Here is a 23,237-nt window from a genome sequence, read left to right as displayed (position 1 = left end):
CGTCAACGCCTCGCGCGATGCAAGGGGACGGGACCAGTTCCGGAATGACCGAATTGAGCCAGACAGCCTCCCGCGTGACCTCACCGCGCGGCCTCGCCGCGCGCTGGAGCCGCCTGCGCGCCATTGCAGCCGTCGGCCTGGTGTGCGCCGTGCTCGGTGCCTGCACCGGCGAGCAGTTCCAGAAGGGCTATATCCTGCCGCCGGGCGCGCTCGAGCAGATTCCGATCGGCGCGAGCCAGGACCAGGTGCTGATCGTGATGGGCACACCCTCCACGGTCGCAACGCTGAACGGCGAGGTATTCTACTACATTTCGCAGCGTTCCGAACGCAAGGTCGCGTTCATGAACCAGCAGGTAGTCGACCAGCGCGTGATTGCAGTCTATTTCGACAAGAATCGCCAGGTGCGGCGGCTTGCCAATTACGGGCTGCAGGACGGCAAGATCTTCGACTTCGTCAGCCGCACCACGCCCACTTCAGGCCAGGAACTCAGCTACCTGACGCCGCTGTTCAAGCTGCTCAGCTTCAACTAGCGCGCCTCGAACAACAAGCCTGAGCCGTGCGGCCCTGACCAATCAGAACGCATGGCTCCGGGCCCAGCTGCGCCGCGCCGTCGCTTGTCCGCCCCACGCCCATTCCCTACACGGTTCCCTGCAAACAACGATCCAAGCAGGGAGTGACATGTGACCAGACTGATTTCTCGCCGCCACGTTTTGACCGGAGCCGCAGCGCTGTCCACCGCGGCCATCCTGCCGCGCACGAGCCTGGGTGCCGACTGGCGGCCAACCGAGACGGTCCGCCTGATCGTGCCGGCCGCACCGGGGGGCACCACCGACGTGATGGGGCGATTGCTGGCGGCGCACCTGCAGGCGGCGTGGGGCCAGTCCGCGATCGTGGAGAACCGATCCGGCGGCGGCGGCACCATCGGCACTTCGGAAGTCGTGCGCAGCAAGGGCGACGGACACGTCATTCTGGTCGGTAATCCCGGCCCCAATGCCATCGCCTACAGCATCTTCAAGAATATGACCTACAAGCCGGACCAGTTGCAGCCGGTCTCCAACCTGATCCGGATTCCCAACATCATCTCGGCGCACCCGTCGGTTCCGATCAAGTCGATCCCCGACATGATCGCCTACATCAAGGCCAATCCGGACAAGCTCACCTACGGCTCGTCGGGCGTCGGGCAGAGCCCTCACCTCACCATGGCCTGGCTGCTGCAGCTCACGGGCTTGAAGGTGGTGCACGTGCCGTTCCGCGGCGCCGGCCCGGCGCTGCAGGCCGCCCTTGGCGGCGATATCCAGATCCTGTCGGACAATCTCTATCCGACGCTGCCGCAGGTTCAGGAAGGCAAGCTCAACGCGCTGGCGGTGACCACGCCGGAGCGGAGCGCGCTGGCGCCGAACATTCCCACCGTGCGCGAAGCCGGGCCGGAACTGGCCAAATTCGACGTCTCGTCCTGGTTCGGCATCTTCCTGCCGAAGAGCGCGCCGGCCCCCGTCGTCGACGCCCTCAACAGGGAGATCAAGGTGTTCCTGGAGCGCGAGGACATCAAGACCAACATCGCCAAGATCGGCGCACGCACCGATTACGGCACCCCGCAGCAGTATACCGATTTCATCCAGGCGGAGACCGCGAAGTTCGCCAGCATCATCCAGAAAGAAGGACTGCAGATGGAGGTGAAGTGAGAGACACCTCCCCGGACAACCTCATTCGCAGACTTCGGATGGTTCGAGACGCCGCGCAAGAAGCGCGGCTCCTCACCATGAGGGACCAAATTTGGCGCTAAACAAAAACCCCGCGGCTCGCACCGCGGGGTTTCTTTTTCAGCCGTGTCGAACGCTCAGTGCGCCAGGATCGCCAGCAGCAACAGCGCCACGATATTGGTGATCTTGATCATCGGGTTCACCGCCGGGCCAGCCGTATCCTTGTAGGGATCGCCGACGGTGTCGCCGGTCACCGCGGCCTTGTGGGCGTCGGAGCCCTTGCCGCCGTAGTGGCCGTCCTCGATGTACTTCTTGGCGTTGTCCCAGGCGCCGCCGCCCGAGGTCATCGAGATCGCGACGAACAGGCCCGTGACGATGACGCCGAGCAGCATCGCGCCGACGGCAGAGAACGCCGCCGACTTGCCGGCCGCGCCGCCCCCGGCGATAGCGTAGATCGCGAAGTAGACGAAGATCGGCGACAGCACCGGCAGCAGCGACGGGATGATCATTTCCTTGATCGCGGCCTTGGTCAGGAGGTCCACCGCCTTGCCGTAGTCCGGCTTGTCGGTGCCCTGCATGATGCCGGGCTTTTCGCGGAACTGACGCCGCACTTCCTCGACGATCGCGCCGGCCGCACGGCCGACCGCGGTCATGCCCATCGCGCCGAACAGATACGGCAGCAGGCCGCCGAACAACAGGCCAACCACGACGTAGGGGTTGTTCAGCGAGAAGTCGGGCAGCACGCCCTGGAAGTACGGATACTTGGCGGCGTTGGCGATGAAGAATTTGAGGTCTTCATTGTAGGCCGCGAACAGCACCAGCGCGCCGAGACCGGCCGAGCCGATCGCGTAGCCCTTGGTGACTGCCTTGGTGGTGTTGCCGACGGCGTCGAGCGCGTCGGTGGCCTTGCGGACTTCCTTCGGCAGACCGGCCATTTCGGCAATGCCGCCGGCGTTGTCCGTGACCGGACCGAAGGCGTCGAGCGCCACGATCATGCCGGCCAGCGCCAGCATCGTGGTGGTGGCAATCGCGATGCCGAACAGGCCGGCAAGGCTATAGGTGACGAGGATGCCGGCGATGATGACCATCGCAGGCAGCGCGGTGGATTCCATCGAGATCGCGAGGCCCTGGATCACGTTGGTGCCGTGACCGGTCACCGACGAGGCCGCGATCGACTTCACCGGGCGATAGTCTGTGCCGGTGTAGTATTCGGTGATCCAGATGATCAGGCCGGTGACGGCGAGGCCGACGACGCCGCACTGGAACAGCGCCATGCCGGTGTACTTCACGCCCGCCAGCGGACCGAAACCGATCAACCAGTAGATTACGGCGGCGACACCGACCAGAGAGAGCACGCCGGTGGCGATCAGGCCCTTGTACAGCGCGCCCATGATGGACTGGCTGGCGCCGAGCTTGACGAAGAAGGTGCCGGCGATCGAGGTGATGATGCAGACGCCGCCGATCGCGAGCGGCAGGGTCATCATGTTCACCAGGAGCGGCGAGGTCGCGAAGAAGATCGCGGCCAGCACCATGGTGGCGACCGCGGTCACCGCATAGGTCTCGAACAGGTCGGCAGCCATGCCGGCGCAATCGCCGACGTTGTCGCCGACGTTGTCGGCAATGGTGGCAGGATTGCGCGGATCGTCTTCGGGAATGCCGGCTTCGACCTTGCCGACGAGATCGCCGCCGACGTCGGCGCCCTTGGTGAAGATGCCGCCGCCGAGACGCGCGAAGATCGAGATCAGGGAAGCGCCGAAGCCGAGCGCGACCAGCGCGTCGACCACGGTGCGGCTGTTGGCGGTGAGCCCCAGCATCTGCGTGAGATAGGCGAAATAGATGGTGACACCGAGCAGCGCCAGGCCGGCGACCAGAAGGCCGGTGATCGCGCCGGCCTTGAAGGCGAGTTCAAGTCCGCCGGCCAGCGAGATCGTCGCGGCCTGCGCGGTGCGCACGTTGGCGCGAACCGAGACGTTCATGCCGATGAAGCCGGCCGCACCCGACAGCACCGCGCCGACCAGGAAGCCGACCGCGACCAGCATGCCGAGGAAGTAGGCCAAGAGCGCGAAGATCACGATGCCGACCATGCCGATCGTCATGTACTGGCGCTTCAGATAGGCCTGCGCGCCTTCGCGCACCGCGGCCGCGATTTCCTGCATTCGCGGATTGCCGGCATCCGATTTCAGAACCGACGCCGTCGCCCAGATGGCGTAGAGAATGGAAAGCGCCCCGCAGAGCACGATCGCCCATAATGCTGTCATTGAATTTGCCTCAGATTTTGGTCAACCCCACGCCTCACCGCGGAAGCGGCGGACGCATAAAAAGAAGGCCTGCCCTGCCCAAAAGGGCGGCCTTAAATCGGCGGGACCATGCCAAAATCGCATCCGCTGCGCAACGCTGCGAAGGGCATAAACGGTCGATTTCGGCAGGTATTTGCGTCCCGGCCGGCGCTTTTTCCCGGAATTCTAGAAATGGCTGTAGGACAGGTGCTTTAGCGCGATCTCCCTGCCCTGCGCGTCCAGGAATTTCGGGGCTGACGGCCCGGCGATGACCGTGCCGATCGAGGCCACGGCCACCCCGGCCTGCCCCGCAGCCGCCACGAATGCCTCAATGCGATTCTCCGGGATTGCGCACAAAATCTCGTAATCGTCGCCGCCGGCAACGATGGTGCCGATGCCGATCGTGCCACGTGCCAGCAAGGCTGCAGCGGGTGCCGACAGCGGAATGCTTGGCGCATCGATCGTGGCGGACACTGCGGACGCCCCGCACAGCTTGGCGAGATCTCCCGCCAGGCCGTCGGACACGTCCATCGCCGCAGAGGCATGGTCGCGAACCGCCTGCGCCAGGGCGTTGCGCGGCTGCGGCACGCGGTAGCGGCCGACCAGCATCTCCCTCGCCCCGGCGTCACCGGCGAGCGCCTTGGCGACCGCGCCGTCTTTCAGGATATCGAGGCCGAGCGCGGCGTCGCCGATCGTGCCGGTCACCACGATGTGGTCGCCGGGTTTGGCGCCGCTGCGATGGACCATTTTGCCTGCAGGCACCCGCCCGAACGCCGCGATCGAGATCATCTTGGGACCGGGTGTGGAAACCGTATCGCCGCCCAGCAACGGACAGCCGTACCGGGCCGCATCCTCGCCAAGCCCGCGCGCAAACGGCGCCAGCCAGGCATCGTCCGCGCTGCGCAGGGCCAACGTCAGCAGGAAGCCGGCTGGAATTGCGCCCTTGGAGGCGAGATCGGACAGGTTCACCCGCAGCGCCTTGCGCGCGACTGTGTCCGGTGGGTCATCGGGGAAAAAATGCACGCCCTCGACGATGGCGTCCGTCTTCAGCACGAGGTCGTCGGCCGATGGCTTCAGGATCGCGGCGTCATCGACAAGATTGAAGGCGCCGGGATCGGTCGCGAGAGGTTGAAAATAGCGCGCGATCAGTGCGTCCTCGCCGGATCGAGACTGTTTGGGATCGGTCATAGTGCGCGCTCCAAACCACGACCGTCGTCGCCCGGCTTGACCGGGCGATCCAGTACGCCGCGGCGCCAGTGATCAACTACGACCGCCGCGGCGTACTGGATCATCCGCTTTCGCGGATGATGACAGCGGAACGTGCGGCTGGCGCCCATTCAGCTACCCCCGCGCGAACTCGTCGGCGCGAAACTGACGGGCGATCTGGTCGAGCACCGCATTCACCATGCCGGTCTCCTCGGCCTCGACGAAGGCATGCGCGACATCGACATATTCCGACACCACGACGCGGCCGGGCACGTCCTTGCGATGCTCGAGTTCGTAGGCGCCGGCGCGCAACACCGCGCGCAAAATGGCGTCGATCCGCTTCAGCGGCCAGCCCTTCGACAGCGCCTCGTCGATCAGCGGATCGAGTTTTGACTGATCGCGCACCACGCCGGCGACGACGTCTTTGAAAAATGCGGCTTCTGCCGGCAGATAGGTGTCGCCCTCGACCTCGCTGCCGAGCCAGTGGCTCTCGAACTCGGCGAAGATGTCGTTGATCCCGGCGCCGCCGATATCCATCTGGTAGAGCGCCTGCACGGCGGCGAGCCGAGCCGCGCTGCGCCGGTTGGCCTTCTTGTCCGGGCTCTTGTTCTTGCTGTCCGCCATGATCAGGCCCTGGCCAGACGGCGCTTGATCCGCAGCATCGCCAATGCCGCGCGCGCGGCGTCGCCGCCCTTGTTGAGTTCGCTGGCGCGCGCCCGCGCCCAGGCCTGCGCGTCGGTGTTGACGGTGATGATGCCGTTGCCGAGCGGGAACTTTCTCGCCACCGCAAGATCCATCAGCGCCCGCGAGGATTCGATCGAGACGATTTCGAAATGAATGGTGTCGCCGCGCACCACGCAGCCGAGCGCAATCGCCGCATCATAGGGCTTGCCGTTGTTCTCGGCGGCATCGAGCGCGATTGCGATCGCGGCCGGAACTTCCAGCGCGCCGGGCACCGTAATGACGTCGTGGCCGACCCCGGCGGCTTTCAACTCGGCGACCGCGCCTTCCAGCAGCGCGTCCTGGATGTCGTCATAGAAACGCGCCTCGACGATCAGCGCGCGTGCGCCGGAGATGTCGGTCTGGTCTTTCAGGGGTGCGCGCCGCGCGTCTGCCATTGAATCCTTCCGTTTCGATCGGTGCCCTCATCCTGAAGAGCGGCCGCTTGGCCGCGTTTCGAAGGATGGGATATTTCCGGGCCTCATGGTTCGAGACGGTGCAAGCGCCTCCTCACCATGAGGGGTTGGTGGGCGTTTTAGGCGCGGTCACCGGCAAAGCCAAGGGCCGCGTCTACTTCATTTCCGACAGCCGCGCGGCGTAGCGCGCCATCAGGTCCACCTCGAGATTGACGTCGCTGCCGGCGCGCCAGCCTTGCAGCGTCGTCACAGCGAGCGTGTGCGGAATGATCAGCACCGAAAACACCACGTCATCGACGGTATTCACCGTCAGCGATACGCCATCCAGCGTCACCGAGCCCTTTACGGCGATGAAGCGCGCCAGTTCGCGCACGGTGGAGAGCTCGAACCGCGCCATGTCGGTCAGGTCGTCGCGTTTGACGATGGTGGCGACGCCATCGGCATGGCCGGCGACGATATGGCCGCCGAGTTCGTCGCCGATCTTCAGGGCGCGCTCCAGGTTGAGTCTGGTTCCCGCCACCCAGTGCTTCGCGGTGGTCATGCGCAGCGTTTCGGCGGCGGTGTCGACTTCGAACCAGGTCTTGCCCTGTTCCACGCCGGAGCCGACGACCGTCAGGCAAACGCCGTTGCAGGCGATCGAGGCGCCGTCGGCGATAGTTGACTGGTCGTAGCGGCAGGCGATGCGCAGGCGATGCAACTGCCCCTGCGCGGTCGGCGTCAGGCTGACGATTTCGCCGATGTCGGTGACTATGCCGGTAAACATTAAGCGCGCTCGTAAATGGTGAGAGTGTCGTTCTGCAGCGTTTCGCTAGCACGGAGTTTGAACACGGGCGACTGCGTGATGGCCGAGAGCGGCAATGCGTCCAGCGCGGGGACGCCGTCGGCGCCGACCGGATGGGCGCCGCGCAGCAGCCAGACTTCGTCGACGAGGTTGGCTGCGACAAAGGATGACGCCACCTTCGCGCCACCCTCCACCAGCAGCCGCGTGATGCCCTTTTCGGCCAGCGCATGCAGCACGGCGGCGAGATCGAGGCCCGGAGGCGGCGCAGTCGTGGTGGGCACCCGCATCACCTGCGCACCGGCGGCACCGAGCTTCATGGCGGCGGGCGCTTCGGCGAGGCTCGACGTCATCACCCACAACGGCGTTTCGCGCGCGGAATGAACCAGTTTGCTGGTGCCGGAGATCCGTAAGCTCCGGTCCAGCACTACCCGCACCGGGGAACGCGCCTCCATGCCCGGCAGGCGGCAGGTCAGAAGCGGATCGTCCGCCCGCACGGTGCCGATCCCGACCAGGATGGCGTCGCATTGCGCGCGCAGCAGGTGCACCCGCGCTTTGGCGGCCTCGCCCGTGACGGCGACGGGCTTGTGGCCGGCAGCGGCAATCTTGTCGTCCGGCGATACCGCGAGCTTCAGGATCACATGCGGGCGCTTGTCGCGGACGCGCCGGAAGTGCCCGGCATGATCGCATGCGGCTTCCGCCGTCCCCGGCCCGACATCGACGGTGATCCCGGCGGCGCGCAGTTTGGCGTGACCTTGGCCAGCCACTTCGGGATTGGGGTCCTCGATCGCCGACACCACCCGCGCGATGCCGGCTGCGATTACCGCGTCGGCGCAGGGCGGCGACTTGCCGAAATGCGAGCACGGCTCCAGCGTCACATAGAGCGTAGCGCCGCGGGCGGCCTCGCCGGCGCGCTTGAGCGCCTCCGGCTCGGCATGGGGACGGCCGCCTGCCTGGGTCCAGCCGCGGCCGACGATGATCCCGTCCTTGACCACTACCGCGCCGACGGCCGGGTTGGGCCAGACCCGGCCCTGCCCGCGCCGGCCCAGCAACAGCGCCAGCGCCATGAAGCGCTGATCGGCGGCCTTGGATTCCCGGGCTTTCTGGGCGTACTGGTCTTCCAGAATACGGAAGATCATTTGCGCAACGGGGCGAGCCGCGCTTCATCGTCGCCGGAGAGCTCGCCGAGCACGGTTTCAAAATCCTTGGCTTCGCGGAAATTGCGATAGACCGAGGCGAAGCGGACATAGGCGACGTCGTCGAGCTGGCGCAGATGCTCCATCACGATCTCGCCGATCGCCTCCGACGAAATCTCCGCCTCGCCGCCGCTTTCGAGTTCGCGCACGATCGCCGAAACCATTTTCTCGACCCTTTCAGGATCGACCGGGCGCTTGCGCAAGGATATCTGCAGCGAGCGCACCAGCTTGTCGCGGTCGAACGGCACCCGGCGGCCGTTGCGCTTGATGACCGTGAGTTCGCGCAGCTGCACCCGCTCGAAGGTGGTAAAGCGGAAATTGCAGGCGACGCAGACCCGCCGCCGTCGGATCACGGCGGAATCCTCGGTCGGACGCGAGTCCTTCACCTGCGTATCGAGACTGTTGCAGCTGGGGCATCGCATCCGGAAGAGACCTTACTGATAGATCGGGAAGCGGTCGGTGAGTGCCCTGACCCGTTCCTTGATCGCGGCTTCCACCATCGGCGCCTTGCCGTCCGGCGACTGCGCCAGCGCGTTGAGCACCTCGGCAATCATGATGGCGACCTGCTTGAACTCGGCGACGCCGAAGCCGCGCGTGGTCGCGGCCGGCGTCCCGAGGCGAAGACCCGACGTGACGAACGGGGTCTCGGGGTCGAACGGAATGCCGTTCTTGTTGCAGGTGATGGCGGCGCGCACCAATGCCTTCTCCGAGACATTGCCCTTGAGGCCCTTCGGCCGGAGGTCGACCAGCATCAGATGGTTGTCGGTGCCGCCAGAGACGATATCGAACCCCTGGGCGCGCATCGCCTCAGCCAGCGCCTTGGCGTTTTCGACCACGTTCTTCGCGTAGATCTTGAAGTCCGGGCGCAAAGCTTCAGCGAACGCTACCGCTTTCGCCGCGATCACATGCATCAGCGGGCCGCCCTGCATGCCCGGGAAGATCGCCGAATTGAACTTCTTGGTCAGCGCCTCGTCGTTCCACAGGATCAACCCGCCGCGCGGGCCGCGCAGCGATTTGTGCGTGGTCGTGGTCGTGACATGCGCATGCGGCACCGGCGAAGCATGCGCGCCACCGGCGACGAGGCCGGCGAAATGCGCCATGTCGACCATCAAATAGGCGCCGATACTGTCGGCGATCTCGCGGAAGCGCTTGAAGTCCCAGGCGCGCGAATAGGCGGAGCCGCCGGCGATGATCAGCTTCGGCTTGACCTGCTCGGCCTGCCTGGCGACCGCGTCCATGTCGATGATCTGGTCCTCGCGCCGCACCGTGTAGTGCGAGGCCTTGAACCACTTGCCGGACATGTTGACGGGCGAGCCATGGGTGAGATGGCCGCCGGCCGCAAGGTCGAGGCCCATGAAGGTATCGCCGGGCTGCAGCAGCGCCAGGAACACCGCCTGGTTCATCTGGCTGCCGGAATTCGGCTGCACATTGGCGAACTGCGCGCCGAACAGCTTCTTGGCGCGCTCGATCGCCAGCGTCTCGGCGACGTCGACCCATTCGCAGCCGCCGTAATAGCGATTGCCCGGATAGCCTTCGGCGTATTTGTTGGTCATCACCGAGCCTTGGGCTTCCAGCACCGCGCGGCTGACGATGTTCTCGGACGCGATCAGCTCGATCTCATGGCGCTGGCGGCCGAGTTCGCCCTTGATCGCGGCGGCGATTTCGGGATCGGCCTGCTCCAGGGTGGCGGTAAAGAACGAGTCGGGCGCGGAAGCGGTCTTGGAGCTGGAAGACGAAGGGCTCATCGGCGAAATATCTCCACCGCCGCAACCTGTTAGGCGAGGTGCGGCCGGTCACGTGTGGCGATCGAAAGCGGCGCTGGCGGGATACCATATCGGGCCGCGGCGGCCAAGCACTTGCGGTACATGGCTGATATTTATGCAAGATATGGTGGGGATCGGGCGGATTCCAGCCGGGCCTCGTCCCGTAAATGCCGGCCCCAACCCCTCCCTGGCGTCGCCCCGGCCTTGAGCCGGGGCCCATATGTGGACGGCCCCCGTGCCACAAGAGTTTTTTGAGGTCTGATCGGATCGCTTGCATCCATATGTCCGGCCTGTTGGTGCGGTCGCTTGGACCGCTGGCCAAGATGGCTTCCGCGACGCGAGTTCCAAACAACCACACGACCTGTCTTGGGCCAATGGGTCCCACGGATTGTCTCGCACCTCGGATCGATCGATCCTACCATCTGCTCCTCTTGCAGCTCCGGCTCAGCCGATAAGACGAACTTACCGGCTGATCTCTTAGGCGGCTGACGCCGATGCCTCAGACATCCGCGCGCCGTCGTAATTATCCCCCGTAACCATCAGTTTCCAGGCGATGCGGGCAATCTTGTTGGCGAGCGCCACCGCCGCGAGTTTTGGCGGCTTGCGCTTGAGCAAAGCGATCAGCCAGGGCGATGGATGGCCACGGCCGTACTTCGCCTGCTGAATCACGGCGGTCGCTCCTGCCACCAGCACGCTGCGCAACCTCTCATCGCCGGCACGGGTGATCTTGCCGAGCCGGGTTTTGCCGGCAGTGGAGTGGTCTTTCGGGGTCAGTCCGAGCCAGGCCGCAAAATGCCGGCCCGAGGAGAAGGCACGCGGATCAGGCGTCTTCATCACCAGCGCCGTGGCGCCGATCGGCCCGACTCCTGGAATCTTCGCCAAGCGCCGGCTATCGGCATTGCCGCGGTGCCAGGCCCTCAGCCTGGCTTCGATTGCCTTCAACTCTCCCTGCAACTGCGCGTACTCGCGGCCCTGGACCGCAAACGACTCGCGCGCCAGCGCCGGCACGCTGTCATCTTGCGCGATGCCAGCTAAAAGCGGTTCGATCTTGTCGAGGCCCTTGGCCACCGCAAGGCCGAACTCTGCCGCATAGCCCCGGATCATATTGCTGAGCTGGGTGCGACGGGCGACCATCTGCTCGCGGAGACCTGCCAGCATCAAAGCTGCCTGCTGCTCGGCCGTCTTCACTGGCACAAACCGCATCGTCGGTCGGCCCATCGCTTCACACAGCCCCTCGGCATCTCGCCCGTCGTTCTTGTTCCGCCTGACGTAAGGCTTCACGTGTTGCGGCGCGATCAGCTTCACCTCGTGGCCGAGCTTGCCAAGCTCGCGCGCCCAATAATGCGCCGCACCGCAGGCCTCGATCCCGATCACGGTCGGCGGCTGCTTGGTAAAAAATGCCACCATTTGCGCCCGGCCGAGCCGCCTGCGCAACACCGGCCGTTCGGTCGCATCAACCCCATGCAGCTGGAAAATATGCTTCGACGTATCCATGCCAATTCGGATAATCTGTTCCACGGACGGCTCCTTTGTCTGAGATTTGCAACAACCTCATTCTGGCACAACTGATGCCGTAGGGGGCCGTCCACCCCATCAACCACGAAAGCCCGCTGGAGACAAAGCCGTCTGCCACCGTGCCCCTTCCCGATGGCACGGCGTATGGGTTCCGGCGTTCGCCGGAACGACGGGATTACTTCGCGAACCGGTACGCCCCACCCTTCTCGACCGAGCGCTGGAACGCCGGCCGCGCGTGCATCCGCGTCAGCCAGGCGCTGAGGTTCGGATAGGGCCCGAGCTTGTCGAACACTTTCGCCATCTCGGCGACAAAGCTCATCTGGATATCGGCGCCGGTCAGCGACGTCCCGACAAAGAATTCCCTGCCTTTCAGCGCGCCATCGACATAGCCGAGATGGTTTGCCATTTCGCTGTCGATGCGCGGATGCAACGGCGCGCCGGCCTCCTTCAGCCGCGAGACATAGAGGTTCATCATCAACGGCAGCATCGCCGAGCCTTCCGAATAATGCAGCCACTCGTTATAGGCTTCGTACTCGGCGCTGCCGGACGCCGGCATCATCGTCCCCTTGCCGTATTTGCGGATGATGTAATCGACGATCGCGCCCGACTCCGCGATGGTGATGCCGCCATCGGTGATGACGGGCGACTTGCCGAGCGGATGCACTTTTGCCAGTTCCGGCGGCGCCAGCCGCGTGACGGCGTCGCGCTGATAGCGCTTCATCTCATAGGGCGTGCCCAGTTCCTCCAGCAGCCACAGGATCCGCTGCGAGCGGGAGTCGTTGAGATGCTGCAGGGTGAGCATGGGGTTTCCTCTGGCTCTTGCTTGAAGGCAGAGGTGTATCAGAGGTCTTTGATAAAGGGCAGTCGCGCCGCAAATCCCGCTGTCATCGCCCGGCTTGACGCCCTGTCATCGGGCTCGCCGCAGGTCAGGGCCATTGATTTAGACGATTTGGAGGGCCGGTGCGCTGCCCCAACGATGGAATACATCTCACTTCCAAATTCACTTCGCGGCACGAACGGCGCAATTGTAAAAGGCTGTTACTTTTTCCTAGTAAAGCCTTCGCGTATTACACGCTCCAAAACATTGGTTCCGTGGCGCGACGTTCGAACGCTACTTAGATCAACAACCGGACGATCCTTTTTGATGGCATCCGACCTGTTAGGCTGGGCTTCATGTCGCGTTTCAAGCGAAAGATGCAATTGACGATCGTCACGTCGCTCACCCATTAGTCCCTCCAGCAGCTTGCACTGACTCAATCTTGGTAAGCCTAGCAACAACCAACCTTTCGCGCGCTTCGAAACCGTCAAGGGGCGCGAGAGACACCGGCTTAGCCTCAAGCCGATTCGTTAACAATAGCTTGCCATCCTTTTTCCTGTCACCGCGATCTTTGAAAAGGCGAATCATGTTTCGGGGCGCCACACCTTCATACTGAAGGAATACAACCTTCTTCGTATGATCCGATTCGTGGATCGAAATCGTATCTTCGTGAAGATTCAGAGCTAAACTCTTAGTATAAGGCTCGATGTAAATAACCCTCTTAATTCCAGCAGCGACGATGTGCCGAGCGCAGCTATGACAAGGGAAAGTCGTTGAATAAAGAGTTCCGCCAATAAGCCCGGCTTTGCCATTTCTTGCGACAGAGATTATCGCTTCCATCTCGGCGTGAACAGCCCGGGAAAATTCGATCAAGTTCCTGACATCCGAGCTATGCAAAACATCGATCGCCTTGGCTTGCCTCTTTGGATCGACAGTTCCGCTTTTCGAATCGAAGATACCCGCCTCTCCCAAAGCCACCGCAATCCGAGATAATATCTCTTCCTTCCTGAAATCATTGTGGCAAATCTTGCCACGCCATTGGAAGCAACGATGATCGCCGTCGCCATCGTCTTGAGAGTAAAGGCCTCCTCCAAATTTGGGAACATCATTGTTTCCCATTCCAATGATATCGCCGTCCGTATTTGCTATCACAGCGCCCACTTGGCGAGAAAGACATGCCGACTCCGCGGCAGCAGAGGTTGCACCGTACATGGCACTTTCGTCCCTTGTCGGTGTCTGGACGCCAATTGCGAACATCACATCCAAGAACCTATCGACTGTTCGTCGCAAATTTTTGTCGTTGTCGCCGTCATTCCGAATAAAAAAATCGGCCAAGAACATCGCGTCTCTGACACGTTGCCCAGATTTAAGTCCTTCGTCCTCGTCTCTTTTAAAAATCTCAACAACATAATTCTCATTATGCCCCTCTGCGATTATGCGACCTCTGCGCACCTCATCCGGCGCGAATATTCCGATCAGCCAAAAAGTCTCGCCATAAACCTCTCGCAATCGCTTCACTTCATCGGGGTGCTTAATGGAATCGATAATCGTAAAATGACGGCGTGCTTTCGGCAGGCTCTCTGAAGAGCCTCGATCGAGATTAATCTGCGCAACAATCTTCTCGATTAAATAGGTATTGCCGAACGTCTGCCGCAGTCTCGTTCCATAATGTTGGAGTTTTTCTGTACGTCGAGTATCAGTCGGGGCCACGACCTGTTCGCCCAATACCTTCGTATTCTGATTAATTATACCGCTTACCTTATGGCTCTTACCCTCATACCCAAATTGGGACTTGAGTACTTCGCTGAACATCTTCGCACAGTAAGAAATTCCCGAGCCAATTGGCCCCACGAATCCAAGCACAAGCTCGTCGGTTTTCCGATCCTCAACGTCTAACAGATCGACATCGGAATCTACGGAGAACAGTGCAGGTTGTCGGCGCTGGATTGCCATGAAATTTCCGGTTGAGGACTCGTGTTCGACAACCTCACAGCAAAGTCGGGACATTTACAAGCCGACATTCCCCCTTTTATCACTCATCCCTGACGAGCCCTCCGGATCATATTCCTATCTCCTGTAGGCTGAGGGATTTGACTCGAAGGAGACTATGGCAGCGCGCTCCGCCTTACAGCCCCGTAAACCCCGCCTTCACCGGATCGCTCGATCCGTCGAGTTCGCGCAGATAGGTCAGCCCGCACACCGTCAGCCGATGCGTATCCTTCTCGCCGGCTTCCATCAGTGTCGTGAGATAGTCCGTCACCTTGGCGCGCGCTTCGGCGCTGGCCGCGGCGGTGCGGTTCGTCAGGAGATCGTAGGTCATCATGATGCGATCGATGACGGCTTCCATGGGATCCTCTTCGCTATCCATCAGACAGGCTCAGTGGCTTCGAACTTCGCGATGGCCCTGTTGGCGAGGCGAAGGCGGTTGAATTCACCGCGCTCAAACATCTGTACGATGATCTGGAGCAGCCGCTCATGGGTGGCGAGCGTGTCGGCGATGGCGCCGGTGCGGCGCAGATAGTTCGCGGCGATGGAATAGGCGTCGCCGACCACTTCGACGTTCAGCACCTGCAATCCGCGCTCGACCTGCATGGCTTGTCCTCCGATACGAGATAAGCCGGGCGCGGTGCAAAAGTTCCATTTTCGGGAAAGCCGCCTAGCAGGGGCAAAAACCCCTGAAAAAACAAAACGCACCGGTCCGGAAGGCCCGGGCCGATGCGCTTGGGGAAGTTTCTGGTCTAGTTGCCGCCGGTCTTTTGAGACGCCGGCTTGGCCTGATCTCGCAGTCGAACAAGTCTCAGAGACGATACAGGATCTGGTCAGTCCAGAACCGCTCGAGCCGGTGCAGCGACTTGTTCAGGGTCGCGAACTCCTCGTTGGAGATGCCGCCGACCTGTTCCACGGTCTTGACGTGCTTCTGATAGAGCGCATCGACGATCTTGCGGATTTCCTGGCCCTGCGCGGTGAGGCGGATGCGGACCGAGCGGCGATCGACGCGGCTGCGCTGATGATCGAGGAAGCCGAGTTCGACCAGCTTCTTCAGGTTGTAGGAAACGTTGGAGCCGAGGTAGTAACCGCGCGTGCGCAGCTCGCCCGCGGTCAGTTCCTTGTCGCCGATGTTGTAGAGCAAGAGCGCCTGCACCGAATTGATGTCGGCGCGGCCGCGGCGATCGAATTCATCCTTGATGACGTCGAGCAGACGGCGATGCAGCCGCTCCACCAAAGTCAATGCTTCGAGGTAGAGTGGCTGCACCGGAGCTTGTCCCGGAGCGCGGTCAGCGGTTTCCACCGCCGTTGCAACGGCTTTGATCATGACACTTCCCCTGTTGTCGTTTTTAGCGACTTATTCGACGAAACTTTTGTTCCGCCTGATAGCTACAACTTAAGGGGGCGGTTTGAAGATCCGCTTAAATAAGACAATAAAGAGATCATGAATTTAAGACAGTGAATCGCGGATTAAGCCCGCCAAATAAGGACTTTTCGCAACCTTTCGATAACGGTGGAACGCCCCTGTTCACGCTTCGTTGGCGCGCTCTGTCGCATATGGGAACAGTATCGTTCAAATTGGAAACGCCTGCGTAATACCTGTGACCGCGGCGTTAGGGTGACTGAAAAGTTACCGCAAAAGTTCCGGAAAATTCGATGCGACCGGAGGTGGATTTTGCCGAGAACGCGATTTTTCTGCGCGTCCTCTACAATGGCGTTATCTTATCGCTGGACTTCCCTATGGCGGCCGCTCGCGCGACGCCATCCACGCCAATGCGAGATAGGCGGCCAGCATCAGGGCTTCCAGCCCCACCACCGTGAGGCTGCCGCCATAGATTCCCGGAAACATCAGTTCGATCACTGCCATCGACACCACGGTGGTGAGCCACACCACGGCACCCCATGGCGTCGCCAGCCACAGCCCGACCGCGGCGACGAGTTCGATGACGGCGAAATAAACCGTGGCGGCCTGCCAGGCCATCGGCTGGTTTTCGAACGCCTCTTCCTCGCCGCCGATGAAGCCCGTGACCTGGGCCCAGTGGTAGAGGCCCTTGGCCACCGAAACGACGGCCATGATGCGCAGGAAAAACACCAGCCGCCGGGTCCACGCATTCTCGTCGGATTCGATTCGCTCCGACGAGATCGCCGCCACCGACATCGCATTGTCGCGCGACTGGTCGCGCGCCGGGGTTTCAGACATGCGGAGTGCCGTTCATGATCGCAAAATGCGCTTTCATCAGTCGACTGGTCCCAAACTGGAAGACTCTTGGCCCCTCGGCGCGGCAAAATCAATCCGGCAGGCCTGCGGCGGGCGATTTGCGGCAGGTCAAGATGCCAATGACGCCTGCTATGCAAGATGCTAAGATTGCAATTGTTCCAATCCAGTCTGCCGCCCCAGGAGTGACAATACCATGGCGATCAAATTCGGCCGTCCGATCGAAATGCGCGACGCGCCGCGGCAAAAGACCGCCCTCGCCCCCTCGCTCGACCTCGTGATCCGCCCGCGCCGCAATCGCAAGAGCGAATGGGCGCGCCGCTTGGTGCGGGAAAACGTGCTGACCGCGGATGACCTGATCTGGCCGCTGTTCGTGGTCGACGGCCACAACAAGCGCACCCCGGTCGCCTCGATGCCCGGCGTCGATCGCCTCACCGTCGATCAGGCGGTGCGCGACGCCGAGCGCGCCATGAAGCTGAACATCCCCTGCATCGCGCTGTTCCCCTATACCGAACCGTCCTTGCGCGACGAGTTCGGCTCCGAGGCCACCAATGCGGACAATCTGGTCTGCCGGTCGGTGCGCGCCATCAAGAAGGAGTTTCCCGATCTCGGCGTGCTCTGCGACGTCGCGCTCGATCCCTTCACCAGCCACGGCCATGACGGGCTGATCGAGGACGGCAAGATCCTCAACGACGAGACCGTAGCGGTGTTGGTGCGGCAGGCGCTGGTGCAGGCCGAAGCCGGCTGCGACATCATCGCACCCTCGGACATGATGGACGGCCGCGTCGGCGCCATCCGCGACGGCCTGGACCAGGCCGGCTTCCTCGACGTGCAGATCATGTCCTATGCGGCGAAATATGCCTCCGCCTTCTACGGCCCGTTCCGCGACGCCATCGGCTCGGCCAAAACGCTGACCGGCGACAAGCGCACCTACCAGATGGACAGCGCCAATTCCGACGAGGCGCTGCGCGAGGTCGAACTCGACATCGCCGAAGGCGCCGACATGGTGATGGTGAAGCCGGGAATGCCCTATCTCGATATCGTGCGGCGCGTCAAAGACACTTTCGCGATGCCGACCTTCGTCTACCAGGTGTCCGGCGAATACGCGATGATCGCGGCTGCCAGCGGCAATGGCTGGATCGACGGCGAACGGGCGATGATGGAAAGCCTGCTCGGCTTCAAGCGCGCCGGCGCCGACGGGATTTTGACCTACTTCGCGCCGCAGGCGGCGGAGAAGCTGAAGGCGGAGGGGTAAGACTGCGAATAGTGAGTGGCGAATGGCGAGTAGCGAATAGGGGAACCTCCATTCGCATTCGCCATTCGCCTCTGGAAGATTGCCGCTTGTTAATGTGCGCCGAGCTCTTGCACCCGCGCAGCCGGTTCCCATGTCCTGTCCCGGGAATGCACGGTCTGGAGGACTGACCATGTCTTATGGCGATTCGGGTAACACTGGCGGCGCAGGTAATGCCGGCGGCGCCTGGCGCAACGACGGCGGGGTGCAGCCGCATGCGTTCGATCCGGTGCTGCAGCCGGAGTTGTTTCGCGGGGTGCCGACGCGGCGGGTGTTCGCGTTCCTGATCGACGTCGTCGTGATCGCGGTCCCGGTGATCCTCGGTTACCTCTTCATCGCGGTGTTCGGCCTGATCACGCTGGGGCTGGGCTGGGCGTTGTTCTGGCTGGCCTGGCCGGCCACTGTGGTCTGGGCGGTGGTCTATTACGGCGCGTCGCTGGGCGGACCGCATTCGGCTACCCTGGGCATGCGCGTGATGGATCTGGAGCTGCGCACCTGGTACGGGGCATCCGGTTATTTCGTGCTCGGCGCCATGCATGCGGTGTTGTTCTGGGTGTCGATCTCGTTCCTGACCCCGCTGATCCTGCTGGTCGGCCTGTTCAACGGCCGCTGCCGGCTGCTGCACGATTTCGTGCTCGGAACGGTGGTCATCAACAGCTCGGTCCGCACCCAGACGGCACAGCCTGCAAGAACTTTTTGAACCGGCAAGCCGATTGACCGTCGGCCTCCGTGGCGCGATGCTGGAAACTGTTCGGCCCTGCTGAATCGGGGCCGAACCTGCTCTGGTGGTTTTTTGAGGCGTTTTCTTCACGCGAACCGGTACCCACTTCGCTCGAAAACGCCATGGTTCGGAGGCCTGACGACCAAACGTGACCCAGCACTCGCGTGACACCCCGCAATTCTACCTGACCGCGCCCTCGCCCTGCCCCTATCTGCCGGGCCGGCACGAACGCAAGGTGTTCACGCACCTCGTCGGCGACAAGGCCGGCGACCTCAACGACCTCCTGACCCATGGCGGCTTCCGGCGCAGCCAGTCGATCGCCTACCGGCCGGCCTGCGACCAGTGCCGCGCCTGCGTTTCCGTCCGCGTCATCGCCAACGAATTCCGCATCTCTCGCAATTTCCGCAAGATCATGGCCCGCAACGCCGACATCGTGGGCGAGCAGCGCAGCGCGGTGCCGACCTCGGAGCAATATTCGGTGTTTCGCGCCTATCTCGACGCGCGGCACCGCCATGGCGGCATGGCCGACATGACCGTGCTCGACTACGCGATGATGGTGGAGGACAGCCACGTCGAGACCCGCGTCATCGAATACCGCAAGCGCGGCGTCGACACCGGCATTACCGGCCGCGCCGAGGAACTGGTGGCGGTGGCGCTGACGGACGTGCTCAGCGACGGGCTGTCGATGGTGTATTCGTTCTTCGAACCGTCAGAGGAAAGCCGCTCGCTCGGCACCTACATGATCCTCGACCACATCATCCGCGCCCGAAGGCTCGGCCTGCCCTACGTCTATCTCGGCTACTGGATCGAAGGCTCGAAGAAGATGGACTACAAGGGCCGCTTCCTGCCGCAGCAGCGCCTCGCCCCCTCCGGCTGGCTGCGCATCGACGCTTCGGGCGAAGTGCTGTCCGAACCGCAGGATTGAGACGAGCGAATAGGGAGTGGCGAATAGCGAATAGAGAAACCTTCATTCGCTACTCGCCAATCGCTATTCGCGTCTTCCTCGGCCCAACCTAATTCCCGATCACCCGCACCGGGTCGCTGCCGTCCCAGTTCTCGGCGGCTTTCCGGATGTGGCCGAAGAAGCGCCCCTTGCCGCCGCTGATGTCGGAGATCTCGACCACGGTTCCGGCGTGTCCTGAAGTCTCGAAATAGGCGAACCGGCCCTTGGGGCCGCCGATCTGGCCCTCATGGCCGACCACGAAACCTTCAGCGATCGCCCGGTCGTAGAGCGCCTGATAATCATTGGTCCAATAGGACATGTGTTGCAGGCCTTCGCCGTGCTGCTTCAGATGATCGAGATACATCGACGGCGCGTCGTTGCGCTGCTGGATCAGTTCGATCTGCAGGTCGCCGGAATTGGCCAGCGCGATGCTCATCTCGACCGCTGAATCGGCGCCCTTGTAGCGGAACCATTCGGTCTTGACGTCGGGGATGTAGAAGAACGGCCCGACGCGCATCACCTCGGTCCAGAACTTCATCGCCGCTTCGATGTCGCGAACGACATAGCCGTTCTGGCAGACCTTGCCGAACAACGCGCTCATGAAAAGCCTCCGTTACATTCCGCTCAGGCCGCTGTCGACGGCGAGCGTCTGCGCGGTGACGTAGACGCTTTCCTCCGACATGAAGAAGAGCACCGCATAGGCCACTTCCCACGCGGTCGCCTGGCGGCCGAACGGCACATGTCCCTTGCCGCGCGAGGGCCGCCCGGCGCCGGCCGTGCGTCCATTCGGCGTGTCGACCAGGCCCGGATAGAGCAGATTGACGCGGATGCCGCGCCGCGCGCCGACATGGGCGATGTTGCGCATCAGTCCGCCGAGGGCGGCCTTCGAGGAATCATAGACCGGCATCTGCGAACCGGCCCGCAATGCGGCGATCGAGGAGATGAAGACGATCGAGCCGCCGTTCTCGAATTTGGGCAGGGCTTCGCGGCATGCCAGCATCGGCCCGCGCACATTGACGTCGTAGATATTGTTCCATTCCTCGGCGCTGACGCCGTCGAGCCCGGTCTTGCCGAAGGTCCCGACGTTCAAAACCATGCCGTCGAGGCCGCCCATGGTCCGCTGCGCCTCGTCGATCATGCGCCGCACATCGGATTCGAGCGTAACATCGGCAGCAATCGCAAAGGCGCGGCCACCCTCTGCCTTGATCCGGCCGACGGTGTCCTCGGCCGAAGCGAGATCGAGGTCGGCGACGGCGACCTCTGCGCCCTCGCGCGCGAACAACAGACTCATCGCCCGGCCGTTGCCGATCGGGTCGGTCGCGGCATCGAACGTCCGCTGGCCGCCGCCGACCACCAGCACGCGGCGTCCCTTCAGCCGCCCCTTGCCGGGAGCGCTGCCCGAGGATTCCGCACTCAGCGGACGGACATAGGGTTCCGGCTTCGCGCCGGTCGGCGATGGTGCGTCGGACACTTCAGTTGCTCCGCGGCTTGCCGCCGTCGTAGACGCGCATGCCGGCGGCGGGATCGAGATCGGTCTCGGTCGCTTCGGTGAGCCGGGCCATCATCATGTAGAATCCGATGGCGACGATCGCCTCGACGGTTTCCTGCTCGCTGAAATGCTCGCGCATATCGGCAAACACCGGCTCCGCTACGCGAACATTCCGGGTGACCTCGCGGCCAAAGGCCAGCAGCGCGCGCTCCGCCGCATTGAAGGCCTCGCCGCCGTAGTCGCCGCGCTCGAGGCCATCGACCTGGCGCTGCGTGACGCCGACGCCGAGCGCGATCGGCACGTGCTGGCGCCACTCATAGGCGCCGCCTTCGAGCTGCGCGACCTGCAGGATCAGCAATTCACGGTTGACGGCGCTGAGCTTCTGGCGATGCAGGATGGAATTGCCGAGCCGCATCGCCGGGATCATGTTGGCTTCGGCGTGGGCCATCATGCGAAAGATGTTCAGCTTCACCGGCATCCGGTCGAAGGAGGCGCGGATATCGCCCGTCGTCGTCTCCGGATCAATCAGGGGCAACCTTGCCACGCTTCTCTCCCTTGGTTCTTGTGTTTCTTTTTGGAGGAATAGCAGATGCCGCGGAAGAAGATCAGGCCAAATTGTCGGCCCAGGCGCGCGGCAAGCGTCGTGCCCCGCCCCGGATCTCGCGTTTCTAGCGTGAAGGCGCGCTTCGCGCTCTTGCCGGGCGGCGACAGCGGCGTGCGTCAGGCCTCACCCGAAGAACGTCTCGAACAGCAGCTTGAGGTTCAGGGTGACGATGATGCCGGCAACGATCCACGCCACTGCGGCAACCGGCTTGGAGACTGCAAACTTCCCCATCTTGCGCCGGTCGGAGACGAACCGCACCAGGGGAATGACGGCGAACGGCAACTGCATCGACAGCACGACCTGGCTGAACACCAGAAGCTGCCCGGTGCCGCGCTCGCCATAGAGCGCGGTGACAATGATGACCGGGACGATGGCGATGCCGCGGGTCAAGAGCCGCCGCGCCCAGCTTGGCAGCCGCAGGTGGAGAAAACCTTCCATCACAATCTGGCCCGCCAGCGTCGCTGTCACGGTCGAGTTGAGGCCGGAGGCGAGCAGCGCCACTGCAAACAGCGTCGATGCGATGCCGAGACCGAGCAGCGGCGACAGCAATTCGTAAGCCTGGCCGATTTCGGCGACGTCGGAGTGCCCGCTCTTGTGGAAGGTCGCGGCCGCCACCACCAGAATCGCGGCGTTGATGAACAAGGCCAGCATCAGCGCGATCGTGGAGTCCGTCGTGGCCCATTTGATCGCGTCGCGGCGGCCTTCGTCTGACCGTTCATAGGCGCGGGTCTGCACGATCGAGGAGTGCAGATAGAGATTATGCGGCATCACGGTCGCCCCGATGATGCCGATGGCGATGTAGAGCATCTCGGGATTGGTGAAGATCTCGGTGGACGGCGCGAAGCCGCGCAGCATCGCGGCGACCGGCGGCGCGGCGGCCGTGATCTGGACCACAAAGCAGACCGCGATGACGATCAGAAGCGCGATCACGAAGGCTTCGAGGAAGCGAAAGCCCTTGTTCATCAGAAGCAGCAGCAGGAAGGCGTCGAGGGCTGCAATCAGCGCGCCGCCGACCAGGGGAATGCCGAACAGCAATTTCAGGGCGATCGCGGTGCCGATCACCTCGGCGAGATCGCAGGCGATGATCGCGGCCTCGCAGGCCAGCCACAGCATGAAGTTGACCGGCCGCGAATAGGTGGCGCGGCAGGCCTGCGCCAGATCGCGGTCGGTGACGATGCCGAGCCGCGCGGCGAGTGCCTGCAGCAGGATCGCCATCAGATTCGAGAGCAGGATGACCGACAGCAGCGTGTAGCCAAACTTCGACCCGCCCGCGAGGTCGGTCGCCCAGTTGCCGGGGTCCATGTAGCCAACCGAGACCAAATAACCGGGGCCGGCAAAGGCCAGCAGCCGGCGGACCCAATGTCCACGGAAGGGAACCAAAATGGTCCCATAGACCTCGGGCAGGCTGTGCTGGACGCCGGCCGAAGCGTCGGCACGCCAACCTGAGGCATCAGGCGTGTCATTGGGCAGGGAATCAGGCGTCAAAGCGGGTGATCTTGCGTCCATTTCGGAAGGATGGCCGATAATCGATCTTAATGCAACTCATTTGCAACTGCATCTAGGTCACCTCTTCCGGAGGTCAGTCGGGAAACGGGTGTCCC

At 63.0% G+C, this 23,237-nt stretch carries 24 protein-coding genes; 5 read left to right on the top strand and 19 right to left on the bottom strand.

What is annotated here, in order from left to right; all coding sequences use genetic code 11:
• Positions 1–44 precede the first annotated feature (44 nt).
• A complete protein-coding gene (locus tag KMZ29_RS13095; RefSeq protein WP_215624017.1) occupies positions 45–530 on the top strand; it encodes an outer membrane protein assembly factor BamE in 486 nt (161 codons plus the stop codon).
• Positions 531–680: 150 nt separating this feature from the next.
• Positions 681–1,682, top strand: coding sequence for a Bug family tripartite tricarboxylate transporter substrate binding protein (locus KMZ29_RS13090; protein ID WP_215624016.1), 1,002 nt, complete (start codon positions 681–683; stop codon positions 1,680–1,682).
• 155 nt (positions 1,683–1,837) lie between these two features.
• Here KMZ29_RS13090 and KMZ29_RS13085 read toward each other — a convergent pair whose 3' ends face one another.
• The 15 genes from KMZ29_RS13085 to KMZ29_RS13015 all read right to left on the bottom strand — a co-directional run bounded on the left by KMZ29_RS13085 (position 1,838) and on the right by KMZ29_RS13015 (position 16,573).
• Positions 1,838–3,958: a sodium-translocating pyrophosphatase gene (locus KMZ29_RS13085; protein ID WP_215624015.1), complete on the bottom strand. Its 2,121-nt coding sequence runs from the start codon at positions 3,956–3,958 to the stop codon at positions 1,838–1,840.
• A 204-nt stretch (positions 3,959–4,162) separates the two neighbouring features.
• The gene (thiL, locus tag KMZ29_RS13080) at positions 4,163–5,164 is read right to left on the bottom strand and encodes a thiamine-phosphate kinase (RefSeq protein WP_215624014.1); all 1,002 of its coding nucleotides are present in this window, start codon (positions 5,162–5,164) and stop codon (positions 4,163–4,165) included.
• Between the two features lie 153 nt (positions 5,165–5,317).
• Positions 5,318–5,806, bottom strand: a complete 489-nt coding sequence (nusB, locus tag KMZ29_RS13075) for a transcription antitermination factor NusB (RefSeq protein WP_215624013.1) — start codon at positions 5,804–5,806, stop codon at positions 5,318–5,320.
• Positions 5,807–5,808: 2 nt separating this feature from the next.
• On the bottom strand, positions 5,809–6,300 hold the full coding sequence (ribH, locus tag KMZ29_RS13070; protein WP_215624012.1) for a 6,7-dimethyl-8-ribityllumazine synthase: 492 nt from the start codon (positions 6,298–6,300) through the stop codon (positions 5,809–5,811).
• Positions 6,301–6,472: 172 nt separating this feature from the next.
• Entirely contained in the window at positions 6,473–7,081 is a 609-nt protein-coding gene (locus tag KMZ29_RS13065) for a riboflavin synthase (RefSeq protein ID WP_215624011.1), read from the bottom strand.
• Complete coding sequence (gene ribD, locus KMZ29_RS13060) at positions 7,081–8,235, bottom strand: bifunctional diaminohydroxyphosphoribosylaminopyrimidine deaminase/5-amino-6-(5-phosphoribosylamino)uracil reductase RibD (RefSeq protein WP_215624010.1); 1,155 nt, start codon at positions 8,233–8,235, stop codon at positions 7,081–7,083. Before ribD ends, KMZ29_RS13065 begins: the two co-directional genes overlap by 1 nt.
• Complete coding sequence (nrdR, locus tag KMZ29_RS13055; protein ID WP_215606404.1) at positions 8,232–8,714, bottom strand: transcriptional regulator NrdR; 483 nt, start codon at positions 8,712–8,714, stop codon at positions 8,232–8,234. The genes ribD and nrdR overlap by 4 nt, the downstream gene beginning before the upstream one ends.
• 12 nt (positions 8,715–8,726) lie before the next feature.
• Positions 8,727–10,037 carry a serine hydroxymethyltransferase gene (gene glyA / locus KMZ29_RS13050; protein ID WP_249779908.1) on the bottom strand — a complete coding sequence of 437 codons (1,311 nt, stop codon included), beginning with the start codon at positions 10,035–10,037 and terminating at the stop codon, positions 8,727–8,729.
• 495 nt (positions 10,038–10,532) lie between these two features.
• Positions 10,533–11,573: an IS110 family RNA-guided transposase gene (locus tag KMZ29_RS13045; protein WP_215621526.1), complete on the bottom strand. Its 1,041-nt coding sequence runs from the start codon at positions 11,571–11,573 to the stop codon at positions 10,533–10,535.
• Between the two features lie 172 nt (positions 11,574–11,745).
• Entirely contained in the window at positions 11,746–12,372 is a 627-nt protein-coding gene (locus KMZ29_RS13040) for a glutathione S-transferase family protein (RefSeq protein ID WP_215624009.1), read from the bottom strand.
• 417 nt (positions 12,373–12,789) lie between these two features.
• Positions 12,790–14,340, bottom strand: coding sequence for an anti-phage dCTP deaminase (locus KMZ29_RS13035; protein WP_215624008.1), 1,551 nt, complete (start codon positions 14,338–14,340; stop codon positions 12,790–12,792).
• 172 nt (positions 14,341–14,512) lie between these two features.
• A complete protein-coding gene (locus KMZ29_RS13030) occupies positions 14,513–14,734 on the bottom strand; it encodes a hypothetical protein (protein ID WP_215624249.1) in 222 nt (73 codons plus the stop codon).
• Positions 14,735–14,754: 20 nt separating this feature from the next.
• The gene (locus KMZ29_RS13025; protein ID WP_215624007.1) at positions 14,755–14,979 is read right to left on the bottom strand and encodes a hypothetical protein; all 225 of its coding nucleotides are present in this window, start codon (positions 14,977–14,979) and stop codon (positions 14,755–14,757) included.
• 205 nt (positions 14,980–15,184) lie between these two features.
• Positions 15,185–15,700, bottom strand: coding sequence for a transcriptional regulator LdtR (gene ldtR, locus KMZ29_RS13020; RefSeq protein WP_215606401.1), 516 nt, complete (start codon positions 15,698–15,700; stop codon positions 15,185–15,187).
• A gap of 411 nt (positions 15,701–16,111) precedes the next feature.
• Positions 16,112–16,573 carry a DUF6163 family protein gene (locus tag KMZ29_RS13015; RefSeq protein ID WP_215624006.1) on the bottom strand — a complete coding sequence of 154 codons (462 nt, stop codon included), beginning with the start codon at positions 16,571–16,573 and terminating at the stop codon, positions 16,112–16,114.
• A gap of 211 nt (positions 16,574–16,784) precedes the next feature.
• Here KMZ29_RS13015 and hemB point away from each other — a divergent pair, with 211 nt between their 5' ends.
• From hemB to KMZ29_RS13000, 3 genes are all read left to right on the top strand, one after another.
• Positions 16,785–17,843 (top strand): porphobilinogen synthase, encoded by a 1,059-nt coding sequence (gene hemB, locus KMZ29_RS13010; protein ID WP_215624005.1) that lies wholly within the window; start codon positions 16,785–16,787, stop codon positions 17,841–17,843.
• A gap of 169 nt (positions 17,844–18,012) precedes the next feature.
• Positions 18,013–18,579 carry an RDD family protein gene (locus KMZ29_RS13005; RefSeq protein WP_215624004.1) on the top strand — a complete coding sequence of 189 codons (567 nt, stop codon included), beginning with the start codon at positions 18,013–18,015 and terminating at the stop codon, positions 18,577–18,579.
• 169 nt (positions 18,580–18,748) lie between these two features.
• Complete coding sequence (locus KMZ29_RS13000) at positions 18,749–19,525, top strand: arginyltransferase (RefSeq protein ID WP_215624003.1); 777 nt, start codon at positions 18,749–18,751, stop codon at positions 19,523–19,525.
• Positions 19,526–19,613: 88 nt separating this feature from the next.
• On the opposite strand, the gene KMZ29_RS12995 is transcribed toward KMZ29_RS13000, so the two are convergent.
• From KMZ29_RS12995 to KMZ29_RS12980, 4 genes are all read right to left on the bottom strand, one after another.
• Positions 19,614–20,144 (bottom strand): VOC family protein, encoded by a 531-nt coding sequence (locus tag KMZ29_RS12995; protein WP_215624002.1) that lies wholly within the window; start codon positions 20,142–20,144, stop codon positions 19,614–19,616.
• 12 nt (positions 20,145–20,156) lie between these two features.
• Entirely contained in the window at positions 20,157–21,014 is an 858-nt protein-coding gene (locus KMZ29_RS12990; RefSeq protein ID WP_215624001.1) for an SDR family NAD(P)-dependent oxidoreductase, read from the bottom strand.
• Position 21,015: 1 nt separating this feature from the next.
• A complete protein-coding gene (locus KMZ29_RS12985) occupies positions 21,016–21,576 on the bottom strand; it encodes a carboxymuconolactone decarboxylase family protein (RefSeq protein ID WP_215624000.1) in 561 nt (186 codons plus the stop codon).
• Positions 21,577–21,759: 183 nt separating this feature from the next.
• Positions 21,760–23,142 carry an Nramp family divalent metal transporter gene (locus tag KMZ29_RS12980; protein WP_215623999.1) on the bottom strand — a complete coding sequence of 461 codons (1,383 nt, stop codon included), beginning with the start codon at positions 23,140–23,142 and terminating at the stop codon, positions 21,760–21,762.
• Positions 23,143–23,237 lie beyond the last annotated feature (95 nt).

Origin of the sequence: Bradyrhizobium sediminis (assembly GCF_018736085.1) — a bacterium.
GTDB lineage: Bacteria > Pseudomonadota > Alphaproteobacteria > Rhizobiales > Xanthobacteraceae > Bradyrhizobium > Bradyrhizobium sediminis.
Note: the sequence above shows the minus strand (reverse complement) of the source record. Positions and strands in the feature narration are given on the sequence as shown.